Here is a 12539-nt window from a genome sequence, read left to right as displayed (position 1 = left end):
CTGACGCGATAGAGTATGTTTATTGAAAGGTTTCCGCGTATTGCGCTCCATGCGCACACGGAACTATTCAATATAGGCGAAGAAATGCCCCGGCCGTCAATTCGGACCGGGGTTTTTGTTTGCGTCCAGGAGACGCTTGGCAGAGGGCCGCGAGCTCGGAGTCGGGCGCGAGGATGCGATCGATGGCCCGGACACCGAGCACGGAGAAGCCCGACGGCAGCCCGGGCAGGGGCCCGACCCACCGCGGTCAGCCCGATCACGGTCACCGTCGCCGTCACAACAGAAGTCGAAGAAGAGCTCTTCGCAGGGGACATACGCACCATGCTCATCGCCGTGACACCGGCCGACAGGAACCGACTTCACGTCGGACACCCACCGAGAGGTAAGCAGGAAGCTCAGAAAAAGCTCTGAAATCAGGCTTGTTCGGATTGGCCGTGCTTCACACGGAGATACCCCTCACATACGCACATTCATCCGGAGCACATCCGGATCGGGGGCCGCCATGTGGACCACGCTCACGCTCGCCGACGCCGCAACCGCTCTGGTCGCTGCCACCACCTGCCTGGCCCTCTCCGGGCGGCGGTTGCTGCCGTGGCGGCGCCGGGCGCGCGCTTGTGAACTGGGTCCTTACGATGCCGCGTTCCTGACGGGCGGGCCCGAGCGGGTGGTGGAGGCGGCGCTCCATACCCTCTGGGGCAGCCACAACAACATCGTGATCGGGTCGGGTGGGCGGCTGCGGTTGCCCGAGCCCTGGACGGAGCCCGAGCATCCGGTGGAGCGAGCCGTGGTCGAAAAATGGCGGACCGCGGGCTCCACGACGCCGACACTGCTGCGGGTACGGGTGGTGCGGGCCGGGGCCGTACGCGAGATCGGCGACCGGCTCGTCTCGTACGGTCTCCTCATGACCCCGCCCCGCGCCCGGGCCCGGCTGTTCGCCGCGCGAGTCCTGGTCGCCGTGGTGTGCGGCACGGCGGTCCTGGCCGCCTTCGCCATCCCTCACGGGCTGCGGCTGACGGCTCCTTACCTCGTGGTGGGCCTTGCCTGTCTGACTGTGCGCGTGCTGTGTCCCGCGCGTGGCCGACTGACTCCGACGGGACGCCGTCGCCTCGCAACGCTCCGCGCGAGCGAGCCATGGGCCGCGGCGGCACTCGGGGCCGTGGTGTTCAACGGGCGGGGAGGGCTGCCGGGCGAGCGCCGGCGCTCTCAGCGGCGGGACGGCAGCGGGGGACGACTGCCGTCGGTGGGACGGATGCTGGCCAAGTACGGAGAGGCGCTGGATTCGGACTCCGGCCAGAACCCGGACAGTTACGGGAGCGACAGCGGCCACGGCTCCTACGGGTCCGGCGGCTCCCATGACTCCTACGGCTCGCACGGCTCCTCGTACGACGGAGGGGGGCACCACCACAGCTGCGGCGGTGGCAGCAGTTGTGGTGGCGGGAACTACTGAGCGTTGCGGCTCACACCGTCTCGAACACGTCCTCCAGCTCCTGGAGGAGCCTGCGCTTGGGCCTGGCGCCCACCATCGACTTCACCGGTTCGCCGGACCGGAACACCATCAGGGTCGGCATCGACAGCACCCGGTACCGGCTCGTGATCCCGGGGTTGTGGTCGACATCGATCTGGACGATCTTGATGCGGTCCGCCTCCTCGGCGGCGACGGCGCTGAGCACGGGGGCGAGCTGGCGGCACGGTCCGCACCAGTCGGCCGTGAACTCGACCAGGACGGGGAGCTCGGCCCCCAGCACCTCCCCGTCGAAGGTGGTGTCGGTGACCTCGGCCACGCCTTCTGCATGAATCATCTGTCATCCTCCCAGTTCACAAAGCGGTTCCGGGCCGCCAGGAAGCTCGGCCCCGGCCTCCAGCTCGGCCCTCGCGAGCTGCGCGCCCACCTGGGCGCGGACCGACTGGAGCTGCTCGATGAGCGAGTCGAGCTCGCCGAGCTTGCGCCGGTAGACGGCGAGCGAGGCCGGGCAGGCGTCACCGGCCGGATGGCCGGCGCGCAGGCACTCGACGAACGGCCGGGTCTCCTCCAGGTCGAACCCGAAGTCCTGCAGGGTCCGGATCTGCTGCAGCAGCCTCAGATCGCCCTCGTCATACGTGCGGTACCCGTTCACGGCCCGCCGAGAGGGCAGCAGCCCGCGGGACTCGTAGTAACGCAGAGTCCGCGTCGTCGTCCCGGCCCGCTCGGCCAGCTCCCCGATTCGCATGTCTTCGACGGTAGACCTTTACGCGGACGTCAAGGCAAGGACGAAGGGCCGTCGCGGGAGTCCCCCCGACGGCCCTTCCGTGTGCTGGGTGTTCGGCGCCTAGACCTTCGCCACGGCGGGCTCCTGGCCACCGTCCCGCGGCTCCGGAATGTTGTCCGCGCTGTCGCCGTGCGCATCGTTCTGGGTGAGCGTCTTCTCGTCGAACGGGATCGAGCCGGCCAGCACCTGGTTGACCCGTTCCCGGTCGACCTCCTTGGTCCAGGTTCCGATGAGCAGCGTGGCGACGGCGTTGCCCGCAAAGTTGGTGAGGGCGCGGGCCTCGCTCATGAAGCGGTCGATGCCGATGATCAGGCCGACGCCGTCGACCAGGGCGGGCTTGTGCGACTGGAGCCCGCTCGCCAGCACGGCGATGCCGGAACCGGAGACACCGGCCGCGCCCTTGGAGGCGATCATCATGAAGAGGAGGAGCGAGACCTGCTGGCCCAGCGCCAGCGGCTGGCCCATCGCGTCGGCGATGAACAGCGACGCCATGGTCAGGTAGATCATCGTGCCGTCGAGGTTGAACGAGTACCCGGTGGGCACGGTGATGCCGACGACCGGACGGCTGACACCCAGGTGCTCCATCTTCGCGATGAGGCGCGGCAGCGCCGACTCGGAGGAGGACGTGGAGAGGATCAGCAGGAACTCCCGGCCCAGGTACTTGAAGAGCTGGAAGACGTTCACCCCGGTCACCAGGCGCAGCAGGGTGCCGAGGACCAGGACCACGAACAGGATGCAGGTGATGTAGAAGCCCAGCATGATCGTGGCGAGCGCCTTCAGCGCGTCCACGCCGGTCTCGCCGATGACGGCGGCCATCGCGCCGAACGCGCCCACCGGGGCCGCCCACATGATCATGGAAAGCACGCGGAAGACCAGCTTCTGGATGTGCTCGATCCCGCGCAGCACCGGCTCACCGGACGCGCCCATGGCCTGCAGCGCGAAGCCGACGAGCAGCGCGACCAGCAGGGTCTGGAGCACCGAGCCGCCGGTGAAGGCCGACACGAAGGTGGTCGGGATGATGCCGAGCAGGAAGTCGACCGGCCCTTCGGCGGCGTCGCTCGCCGCCGTGTGGCCGACATCCTTCACCGACTGCGTGAGGTGCATGCCTTCGCCGGGGTGCAGCACATTGCCGACGACCAGGCCGATCGCCAGCGCGACCACCGACATGGCGAGGAAGTATCCGAGCGCGAGGCCGCCCACCTTGCCGATCTTCGCGGCCTTGCGGACCGAGCCGACTCCCAGCACGATCGTGCAGAAGATGATCGGCGAGATCATCATCTTGATGAGGTTCACGAAGCCGGTACCGATCGGCTTGAGCTCCACGGCGAAGTCCGGGGCCGCGAAGCCCACGAGGATGCCGAGGGCCACGGCCGCGATCACGGCGAGATACAGATAATGCGTACGGTCCCGCTTGGCGGCTACCACTCCCACGGGGGTTCTCCTCGGCTCGTCCGGGTCGCTCCCCCGTCCCTGGGGGGCTTGGTGACTATTTCGCTCCCTGTGACAGCGGTCACGGTTACGTGCATTTCGTTCATATGTTTTCGGCCAGGCAGACTGGGGCCATGCGTCTCCCGCTCCCCCGTACCCGCCCTCGCAGCCTGGCCGGCCAGCTCTTCGCCATGCAGGTCGTGCTGGTGGCGGCCGTGGTGGCCGGATGGGCCTTCTTCACGTACGTCTCCGGCAGCGCACGGGCGGAGGAGACCGCGGCCCGGCAGGTCCGGGCGGTGGCGGTGGCGGTGGCCGATTCTCCGTCGGTACGGGAGGCGATCCGCACCCCGGACCCGTCCGCCGTGCTGCAGCCGTACGCGGAGAAGGTCCGCAGGGACACCGGGATCGCCTTCGTCACGATCATGGCCCCGGACCGGGTCCGCTGGACGCACCCCGACACCGGCCAGATCGGCGAGAAGTTCCTCGGGCACACCGCGCAGGCGCTGCGCGGCGAGACGTTCACGGAGACGTACACCGGCACGCTCGGTCCGTCGATCCGGGTCGTCGCCCCGATCCGGGACGGCGGCAGGATCACCGGTCTGGTCAGCGCGGGCATCACGGTCGAGCGGGTCTCCTCGCAGGTGCGGGCTCAGCTCGGTGCGCTGGGGCTGGCGGCGGGCGGGGCGCTCGCGCTCGGCGGCGTCGGAACGTATGTGATCAACGCCCGGCTGCGGCGCCACACGCACGGCATGAACGCCGCCGAGCTGAGCCGGATGCACGACTACCACCAGGCCACGCTGCACGCGGTACGCGAGGGGCTGCTGATGCTCGACGGGCAGCGCAGGATCGCGCTGATCAACGACGCGGGCCGGGAGCTGCTCGGGCTGCCGCCGGGCGCGGTCGGGCGCCGGGTCGCCGATCTGGAGCTCCCGCCGCCGCTGACCGGGGCGCTGCTCGCCTCCGAGGAGCGGGTCGACGAGCTGCATCTGACGGCGGACCGGGTGATCGTGGTCAACACCCGTCCGGTGGTGGGCGGCGAGCAGCGCGGCACGGTCGTGACCCTGCGCGACCACACGGAACTTCAGGCACTGTCCGGCGAGTTGGACTCGGAGCGGGGCTTCACTCAGGCGCTGCGCTCGCAGGCGCACGAGGCGGCGAACCGGTTGCACACGGTCGTCTCGCTGATCGAGCTGGGCCGGGCGGAGGAAGCGGTCGGCTTCGCCACGGCGGAGCTGGAGCTGGCCCAGGCCCTCACCGACCGGGTCGTCGGCGCCGTCGGCGAGCCGGTGCTGGCGGCCCTGCTGCTGGGCAAGGCGGCGCAGGCGAACGAGCGGGGGGTGGAGCTGGTGCTCGCGGACGACAGCCTGATCGACGACGGGGCACTTCCCGAGACATTGTCGCCGCGCGATCTGGTGACGATCCTCGGCAATCTGATCGACAACGCGGTGGATGCGGCGTCCGAGGCGGCGACGGGCCCGTCCCCCTCCGGGGGTGTTCCCGGTCAGCGGGGTCCCGCGGCGGGCCGCCCGGGCCGTGCCCGGGTCACCGTGACCGCGCTCGCCGATGACGGCGAGCTGCTGCTGCGGGTCGCCGACACCGGCTCCGGGGTCGATCCCGGTGACGCCGCCCAGGTGTTCCGCCGCGGCTGGTCGACACACGGCGCCGGTCGCGGGCTCGGTCTGGCGCTGGTGCAGCAGGCCGTGCACCGGGGCGGTGGGACGGTCACCCTGAGCGGGGGTCCGGACGGCGGTGCGGAGTTCACCGTACGACTGCCGCTGTCGCCCGTGCCCACGCCGTCCGCGTCCACGCACGCCTCCAAGGAGTCCACCCCATGATCCAGGTGCTGGTCGTCGAGGACGATCCCGTGGCCGCCGACGCCCATCAGCTGTACGTGAGCCGGGTTCCCGGCTTCACCGTGGCCGCGGTCGCTCATTCGCGTGCTGAGGCGATACGGGCGCTGGACCGTACCCCCATCGATCTGCTGCTCCTCGACCTGTATCTGCCTGACGGGCACGGTCTGCAGCTGCTGCGTTCGCTGCGCGCCGCCGGGCACGCGGCGGATGTCATCGCCGTGACGTCGGCGCGCGATCTGGCGGTGGTCCGGGAGGGGGTGTCGCTCGGTGTCGTCCAGTACGTACTGAAGCCGTTCACCTTCGCCACCCTGCGCGACCGCCTCGTCCGCTACGCCGAGTTCCGTGCGGCGGCCGGTGAGGCGAGCGGGCAGGACGAGGTGGACCGGGCGCTCGGCGCGCTGCGGGCGCCGCAGCCCGTCCGGCTGCCCAAGGGACTGAGCGGCCCGACGCTGGAAGCGGTGACGCGTACGCTGCGGGCCTCCGCGGACGGGGTGACGGCAGCGGCCGCCGGGGTGGAGCTGGGCATCTCGCGGATCACCGCCCGCCGCTATCTGGAGCATCTGGTGTCGACGGGGCGTGCCGTTCGCAGCCCCCAGTACGGGCAGATCGGACGGCCGGAGCTGCACTACCGGTGGGTGGCCGAGACCCGCTGACGGTTCCCAGGGGGGTCGGCGCCCTCGAACACGGGACGGGCCCGGCGTGGCGGGCCCGTCCGATGCCCGGAACCGGTCAGAACACCGACTCGGCCTCGTCCATCCGGTCCTTCGGTACCCTCTTCAGCTGCGTGATCGCGTCCGCGAGCGGGACCATCGTGATGCTGTTGCCGCGCAGCGCCGTCATCCGGCCGAAGTCGCCCCGGTGCGCCGCCTCGACCGCGTGCCAGCCGAAGCGGGTGGCGAGCACCCGGTCGTACGCGGTCGGCGTGCCGCCGCGCTGGACGTGGCCGAGGATGACCGGCCTGGCTTCCTTGCCGAGCCTGGTCTCCAGCTCGACTGCGAGCCGGTTGCCGATGCCCTGGAAGCGCTCGTGGCCGTACTGATCGATCTCGCCCTTGGCGTACGGCATCGACCCCTCGGCCGGGTGCGCACCCTCGGCCACGCAGATGACCGCGAACTTCTTGCCGCGTGCGAAGCGTTCCTCGACCATCTTGACCAGGTCCGCGACCTCGAACGGCCGCTCGGGCAGACAGATGCCGTGCGCACCGCCCGCCATGCCGGACTCCAGCGCGATCCAGCCCGCATGCCGGCCCATCACCTCGACGACCATGACCCGCTGGTGCGATTCGGCCGTGGTCTTGAGGCGGTCTATGGCTTCGGTGGCGACGCCCACCGCCGTGTCGAAGCCGAACGTGCGGTCGGTGGCCGAGATGTCGTTGTCGATGGTCTTCGGGACGCCGACGACGGGCATTCCGGCGTCCGACAGCATCCGGGCCGCGGTGAGGGTGCCCTCGCCGCCGATCGGGATCAGCACGTCGATGCCGTAACGGCGGTTCAGCTCCTCACAGTTCTCGGCCGCTTCGCGGAGCCGGTCGCGCTCCAGCCGGGCCGAGCCGAGAATGGTGCCGCCGCGGGCGAGGATGCCGCTGACCGCGTTGAGGTCGAGGGGGCGGAAGTGACCGTCGAGAAGTCCCTTGAACCCGTCCTCGAAGCCGATGACTTCGTCGCCATGACCCACCACGGCGCGGTGCACGACCGACCGGATCACTGCGTTCAGGCCCGGGCAATCGCCACCTGCGGTGAGAACTCCGATGCGCATCGTGCCGTATCTCCTGCTCGCTAGTGCCGTGCATTCCGGGGGCGACTGCAGAATCCCCGTACCGTGAGCCACAACGATTGTCCCACGTCAGGTCTGGACCTCGCGCTACCGACTCCTCCACCGGCACCGCACCGGACGGAGAGCCGGGCGCGACGGAGGTCTTCCGGCACCTGGTCAGGGCCTTTCGCCCGGGGGCGACGTATCCGTCCCCCCAGGTATCGTCAACAGGGCGATATCGCTCCAACCGGACAGAACGACGGGAGAGCACGCGTGACGCGCAGCGTGTACGTGACAGGAATCGACCGGGGAGACGGCCGCCAAGTCGTCGATCTGGGAGTCATGGAGCTCCTGACGCGTCAGGTGGACCGGGTCGGGGTGTTCCGGCCGCTGGTCCACGACGGCCCCGACCGGCTGTTCGAGCTGCTGCGGGCCCGCTACCGGCTCTCCCAGGACCCGTCGACGGTCTACGGCCTGGACTACCCGGAGGCGTCCGCGCTGCAGGCGGAGAAGGGGACCGACGAGCTGGTCTCGCAGCTCGTCGACCGCTTCCACCAGGTGGCCCGCTCGTACGAGGTGGTGCTGGTCCTCGGCACGGACTTCGCGGACACCCAGCTCCCCGACGAGCTGGCGCTCAATGCCCGGCTGGCCAATGAGTTCGGCGCCTCCGTGATCGCGGTGGTCGGCGGGAAGGGGCAGGACGCGGAGTCCGTACGGGCCGAGACGCACAATGCCTACCGGGCCTACGCCGGGCTGGGCTGCGACGTCCTCGCGATGGTGGTGAACCGGGTGGCGGCCGAGGACCGCGAGGTCATCGCCGAGCGGCTGGCGGCGCGGCTGCCCGTCCCCTGTTCGGTGCTGCCGGACGACGCGGCGCTTTCCGCGCCGACGGTCGCCCAGATCACCACGGCGCTCGGCGGAACGGTCCTGCTCGGCGACGACGCGGGGCTGGCCAGGGACGCACTGGACTTCGTCTTCGGCGGAGCGATGCTGCCGAATCTGCTGAACGCGCTGACACCGGGCTGCCTCGTGGTCACGCCCGGGGACCGGGCGGACCTGGTGGTCGGCTCGCTGGCGGCGCACAGCGCCGGGACCCCGCCGATCGCCGGCGTGCTGCTGACCCTGGACGAGCGCCCCGGCGAGGAGATACTCAAGCTGGCCGCACGCCTCGCACCGGGCACCCCGGTCGTGTCGGTGGCCGGCGGATCCTTCCCCACCGCGGGCGAACTCTTCGCGCTGGAGGGAAAGTTGAACGCGGCGACGCCCCGCAAGGCGGAGACTGCACTCGGCCTCTTCGAGCGCCACGTCGACACCGCAGCCCTGCTGGAGCGGATCTCGGTGGCCCGCAGCGGCCGCGTCACGCCGATGATGTTCGAACACGAGCTGCTGGAACAGGCCCGCTCGGACCGGCGCCGCGTGGTACTGCCGGAGGGCGCGGAGGAGCGGGTGCTGCGCGCCGCCGATGTGCTGCTGCGCCGCGACGTCTGCGAGCTCACCCTGCTCGGCGACCTCGACACCATCCGCAAGAAGGCCGCCGACCTGGGCATCGACCTCGCCGATACGCAGCTGATCGACCCGCAGACCTCGGAGCTGCGCCAGGCGTTCGCGGAGCGGTACGCACAGCTGCGCGCGCACCGCGGGGTCACGGTGGAGCTGGCGTACGACGTCGTCTCGGATGTGAACTACTTCGGCACGCTGATGGTCCAGGAGGGCCTGGCCGACGGCATGGTCTCCGGGGCCGTGCACTCCACCGCGGCGACGATCCGCCCGGCCTTCGAGATCATCAAGACGCGGTCGGACGCGTCGATCGTCTCCTCGGTCTTCTTCATGTGCCTCTCCGACAAGGTGCTGGTGTACGGGGACTGCGCGGTCAACCCGGACCCGGACGCCGAGCAGCTCGCGGACATCGCCGTCCAGTCCGCCGCCACCGCCGCCCGCTTCGGTGTCGACCCGCGGATCGCGATGCTCTCGTACTCGACGGGCACCTCGGGCACGGGCGCCGATGTCGACAAGGTGCGGCAGGCGACGGACCGGGTGCGCGCAAGCCGGCCGGATCTCAGGATCGAGGGCCCGATCCAGTACGACGCGGCGGTCGAGCCGAGCGTCGCCGCGACCAAGCTGCCCGGGTCGGAGGTGGCGGGGCAGGCCACCGTGCTGATCTTCCCGGACCTCAACACCGGCAACAACACGTACAAGGCCGTGCAGCGCTCGGCCGGCGCGGTCGCCGTCGGCCCGGTGCTCCAGGGGCTGCGCAAGCCCGTCAACGACCTCTCCCGCGGAGCGCTCGTCCAGGACATCGTCAACACCGTGGCGATCACGGCGATCCAGGCGCAGGGCAAGGAGTGATCCGCATGACCACCCCCACGAAGAAAGGTTTCGCCGCCGTGCAGGCCCGTCGCGTCCTCGTCCTCAACTCCGGCTCCTCATCGGTGAAGTACCAGCTCCTCGACATGGACGACCGCTCCCGGCTCGCGACCGGCCTGGTCGAGCGGATCGGCGAGGGCACCTCCCGTCTGCTGCACACCCCGCTGGTCGAATCAGAAGAGGCGGCCCGAAGGGCCTCCGTTGAGGGTGGCGGTGGGCGACGGGCGGGAGGCGCCAGGACGCGCGAGCGCACGGGCAGGATCGCCGACCACGAGGCGGCGCTGAAGGCGGCGGCCGAGGAGCTGGCCGCGGACGGGCTGGGGCTGGACTCGCCCGAGCTGGCGGCGATCGGCCACCGGGTGGTGCACGGCGGCCTGCGTTTCACCGAGCCGACCATGATCACCGACGAGGTGCTGGCGGAGATCGAGCGGCTCGTCCCGGTGGCTCCGCTGCACAACCCGGCGAACATCATCGGGATCCGTACCGCCCAGGCGCTCCGCCCCGACCTGCCCCAGGTCGCCGTCTTCGACACCGCGTTCCACACGACGATGCCGGAGTACGCCGCGCGCTACGCGATCGACGTGGAGACCGCGGACGCCCATCGCATCCGCCGCTACGGCTTCCACGGCACCTCGCACGCGTACGTCTCCCGCAAGGCCGCCGAGCTGCTGGGACGCACCCCCGAGGAGGTCAATGTCATCGTGCTGCACCTGGGCAACGGCGCCTCGGCATCGGCGGTGGCGGGCGGCCGGTGCGTGGAGACGTCGATGGGACTGACCCCGCTGGAGGGGCTGGTGATGGGAACCCGGTCCGGGGACATCGACCCGGCGGTCACCTTCCATCTGAAGCGGGTGGCGGGGATGTCGATCGACGAGATCGATGTCCTGCTCAACAAGAGGAGCGGTCTGGTCGGCCTCTGCGGGGACAACGACATGCGGGAGATCCGGCGCCGGATCGACGAGGGCGACGAGCGGGCGGCGCTGGCTTTCGACATCTATGTGCACCGGCTGAAGAAGTACATCGGCGCCTATTCGGCGGTCCTCGGGCGGGTGGATGCCGTGGTGTTCACGGCGGGGGTCGGAGAGAACTCGGCGCCCGTACGGGAGGCTGCGATCGCCGGTCTCGAAGGGTTCGGCCTCGCGGTCGACGCCGGTCTCAACGCCGTGCGGTCCGGTGAACCGAGGCTGATCTCGCCGGACTACGCGCGGGTCGCGGTCGCCGTGGTGCCGACGGACGAGGAACTGGAGATCGCCGGCCAGACCTTTGCGCTGGTCGAACGGCTCGGACGGACCGCGCCCGGGCAGGCCGAACCGCTCGGACAGGTCGACAACTGAGCACCCCCGCGCCCCTTTGTATCTTCCACCAGCCGGAATATTCCGCAGCGAAACAAACCGATAGGATCCGCCTCATGCGCCGTTCCAAAATCGTCTGCACCCTCGGTCCCGCCGTCGACTCGCACGAGCAGCTCGTCGCTCTGATCGAGGCCGGCATGAGCGTGGCCCGATTCAACTTCAGCCACGGCTCCCACGAGGAACACCAGGGCCGTTACGACCGCGTCCGCCGGGCCGCCGCCGAGACCGGCCGGGCGATCGGCGTACTCGCCGACCTCCAGGGCCCGAAGATCCGCCTGGCGAAGTTCGCCGAGGGCCCCGTCGAACTGGTCCGCGGGGACGAGTTCACCATCACCACCGAGGACGTCCCCGGTGACAAGTCGATCTGCGGTACGACCTACAAGGGGCTGCCGGGCGATGTCGACAAGGGCGACCCGATCCTGATCAACGACGGCAACGTCGAGCTGAAGGTCGTCGAGGTCGAGGGTTCCCGGGTCAAGACGATCGTCATCGAGGGCGGGGTGATCTCCGACCACAAGGGGATCAACCTGCCGGGTGCGGCGGTCAACGTCCCGGCCCTGTCCGAGAAGGACGTCGAGGACCTCCGCTTCGCCCTGCGGATGGGCTGCGACCTGGTCGCCCTGTCCTTCGTGCGCGACGCCGACGACGTCAAGGACGTCCACAAGATCATGGACGAGGAGGGCCGCCGGGTCCCCGTCATCGCCAAGGTCGAGAAGCCGCAGGCCGTCGAGCACATGGAGGGCGTCGTCATGGCGTTCGACGGTGTGATGGTCGCCCGTGGCGACCTGGCCGTCGAGTACCCCCTGGAGAAGGTCCCGATGGTGCAGAAGCGCCTCGTGGAGCTCTGTCGGCGGAACGCCAAGCCGGTGATCGTAGCGACCCAGATGATGGAGTCGATGATCACCAACTCGCGGCCGACCCGCGCCGAGGCGTCCGACGTCGCCAACGCGATCCTGGACGGGGCCGACGCGGTCATGCTGTCCGCCGAGTCCAGCGTGGGCGCGTACCCGATCGAGACGGTCAAGACGATGTCGAAGATCGTCGTCGCCGCCGAGGAGGAGCTGCTCTCCAAGGGCCTGCAGCCGCTGGTCCCGGGCAAGAAGCCCCGTACCCAGGGCGGTTCGGTGGCCCGCGCGGCCTGCGAGATCGCGGACTTCCTGAACGGCAAGGCGCTGGTCGCCTTCACCAAGTCCGGTGACACGGCCCGTCGGCTCTCCCGCTACCGCGCCGCGCAGCCCATCCTGGCCTTCACCACCGACGAGTCCACCCGTAACCAGCTGGCGCTGAGCTGGGGCGTCGAGGCCCACGTCGTGCCACACGTGGACAACACCGACGCCATGGTGGACCTGGTCGACGCGGAGCTGCTGAAGCTGAGCCGCTACAACGCGGGCGACACGATGGTCATCACGGCCGGTTCGCCCCCCGGCGTCCCCGGCACCACCAACATGGTCCGGGTGCACCACGTGGGCGGCAGCGACCGCGGCTGACGAGCCACCGTGCCCGCACAAGGCTGTGGCCGCACCCCCTTCGAAGGGGGTGCGGCC

The 12539-nt window shown here is 70.2% G+C and carries 10 protein-coding genes; 6 read left to right on the top strand and 4 right to left on the bottom strand.

Annotated features, from left to right (window positions below; genetic code table 11):
* Positions 1-502: 502 nt before the first annotated feature.
* Positions 503-1447 (top strand): TIGR04222 domain-containing membrane protein, encoded by a 945-nt coding sequence (locus ACNPQM_RS29605; RefSeq protein WP_418086361.1) that lies wholly within the window; start codon positions 503-505, stop codon positions 1445-1447.
* Positions 1448-1457: 10 nt separating this feature from the next.
* Here the strand turns inward: ACNPQM_RS29605 and trxA are convergent, their stop codons facing one another.
* From trxA to ACNPQM_RS29590, 3 genes are all read right to left on the bottom strand, one after another.
* Positions 1458-1799: a thioredoxin gene (gene trxA, locus ACNPQM_RS29600; protein WP_358857467.1), complete on the bottom strand. Its 342-nt coding sequence runs from the start codon at positions 1797-1799 to the stop codon at positions 1458-1460.
* Between the two features lie 3 nt (positions 1800-1802).
* Positions 1803-2207 carry a MerR family transcriptional regulator gene (locus ACNPQM_RS29595; protein WP_418086360.1) on the bottom strand — a complete coding sequence of 135 codons (405 nt, stop codon included), beginning with the start codon at positions 2205-2207 and terminating at the stop codon, positions 1803-1805.
* 99 nt (positions 2208-2306) lie between these two features.
* A complete protein-coding gene (locus ACNPQM_RS29590) occupies positions 2307-3677 on the bottom strand; it encodes a cation:dicarboxylate symporter family transporter (RefSeq protein ID WP_358857465.1) in 1371 nt (456 codons plus the stop codon).
* Between the two features lie 131 nt (positions 3678-3808).
* Here ACNPQM_RS29590 and ACNPQM_RS29585 point away from each other — a divergent pair, with 131 nt between their 5' ends.
* Together ACNPQM_RS29585 and ACNPQM_RS29580 are read left to right on the top strand one after the other, a co-directional pair.
* Positions 3809-5509, top strand: coding sequence for an ATP-binding protein (locus ACNPQM_RS29585; RefSeq protein WP_418086359.1), 1701 nt, complete (start codon positions 3809-3811; stop codon positions 5507-5509).
* Positions 5506-6180: a response regulator gene (locus tag ACNPQM_RS29580; RefSeq protein WP_418086358.1), complete on the top strand. Its 675-nt coding sequence runs from the start codon at positions 5506-5508 to the stop codon at positions 6178-6180. The genes ACNPQM_RS29585 and ACNPQM_RS29580 overlap by 4 nt, the downstream gene beginning before the upstream one ends.
* 76 nt (positions 6181-6256) lie before the next feature.
* Here ACNPQM_RS29580 and ACNPQM_RS29575 read toward each other — a convergent pair whose 3' ends face one another.
* Positions 6257-7282, bottom strand: a complete 1026-nt coding sequence (locus ACNPQM_RS29575) for an ATP-dependent 6-phosphofructokinase (RefSeq protein ID WP_358857462.1) — start codon at positions 7280-7282, stop codon at positions 6257-6259.
* Positions 7283-7552: 270 nt separating this feature from the next.
* Here ACNPQM_RS29575 and pta point away from each other — a divergent pair, with 270 nt between their 5' ends.
* From pta to pyk, 3 genes are all read left to right on the top strand, one after another.
* A complete protein-coding gene (gene pta / locus ACNPQM_RS29570; RefSeq protein ID WP_358857461.1) occupies positions 7553-9625 on the top strand; it encodes a phosphate acetyltransferase in 2073 nt (690 codons plus the stop codon).
* A gap of 5 nt (positions 9626-9630) precedes the next feature.
* A complete protein-coding gene (locus ACNPQM_RS29565) occupies positions 9631-10977 on the top strand; it encodes an acetate kinase (RefSeq protein WP_418086357.1) in 1347 nt (448 codons plus the stop codon).
* Between the two features lie 74 nt (positions 10978-11051).
* Complete coding sequence (gene pyk, locus ACNPQM_RS29560; protein ID WP_358857459.1) at positions 11052-12482, top strand: pyruvate kinase; 1431 nt, start codon at positions 11052-11054, stop codon at positions 12480-12482.
* Positions 12483-12539: the final 57 nt, after the last annotated feature.

The organism is Streptomyces sp. NPDC056231, from assembly GCF_048270745.1.
GTDB lineage: Bacteria > Actinomycetota > Actinomycetes > Streptomycetales > Streptomycetaceae > Streptomyces.
Note: the sequence above shows the minus strand (reverse complement) of the source record. Positions and strands in the feature narration are given on the sequence as shown.

What these genes read in the sequence shown, in the direction of transcription:
- ACNPQM_RS29575 (WP_358857462.1), bottom strand. Translation starts at nt 7,282, where the DNA reads ATGCGCATCGGAGTTCTCACCGCAGGTGGCGATTGCCCGGGCCTGAAC.
- pyk (WP_358857459.1), top strand. Translation starts at nt 11,052, where the DNA reads ATGCGCCGTTCCAAAATCGTCTGCACCCTCGGTCCCGCCGTCGACTCG.
- ACNPQM_RS29580 (WP_418086358.1), top strand. Translation starts at nt 5,506, where the DNA reads ATGATCCAGGTGCTGGTCGTCGAGGACGATCCCGTGGCCGCCGACGCC.
- ACNPQM_RS29585 (WP_418086359.1), top strand. Translation starts at nt 3,809, where the DNA reads ATGCGTCTCCCGCTCCCCCGTACCCGCCCTCGCAGCCTGGCCGGCCAG.
- ACNPQM_RS29565 (WP_418086357.1), top strand. Translation starts at nt 9,631, where the DNA reads ATGACCACCCCCACGAAGAAAGGTTTCGCCGCCGTGCAGGCCCGTCGC.
- ACNPQM_RS29595 (WP_418086360.1), bottom strand. Translation starts at nt 2,207, where the DNA reads ATGCGAATCGGGGAGCTGGCCGAGCGGGCCGGGACGACGACGCGGACT.
- trxA (WP_358857467.1), bottom strand. Translation starts at nt 1,799, where the DNA reads ATGATTCATGCAGAAGGCGTGGCCGAGGTCACCGACACCACCTTCGAC.
- ACNPQM_RS29605 (WP_418086361.1), top strand. Translation starts at nt 503, where the DNA reads ATGTGGACCACGCTCACGCTCGCCGACGCCGCAACCGCTCTGGTCGCT.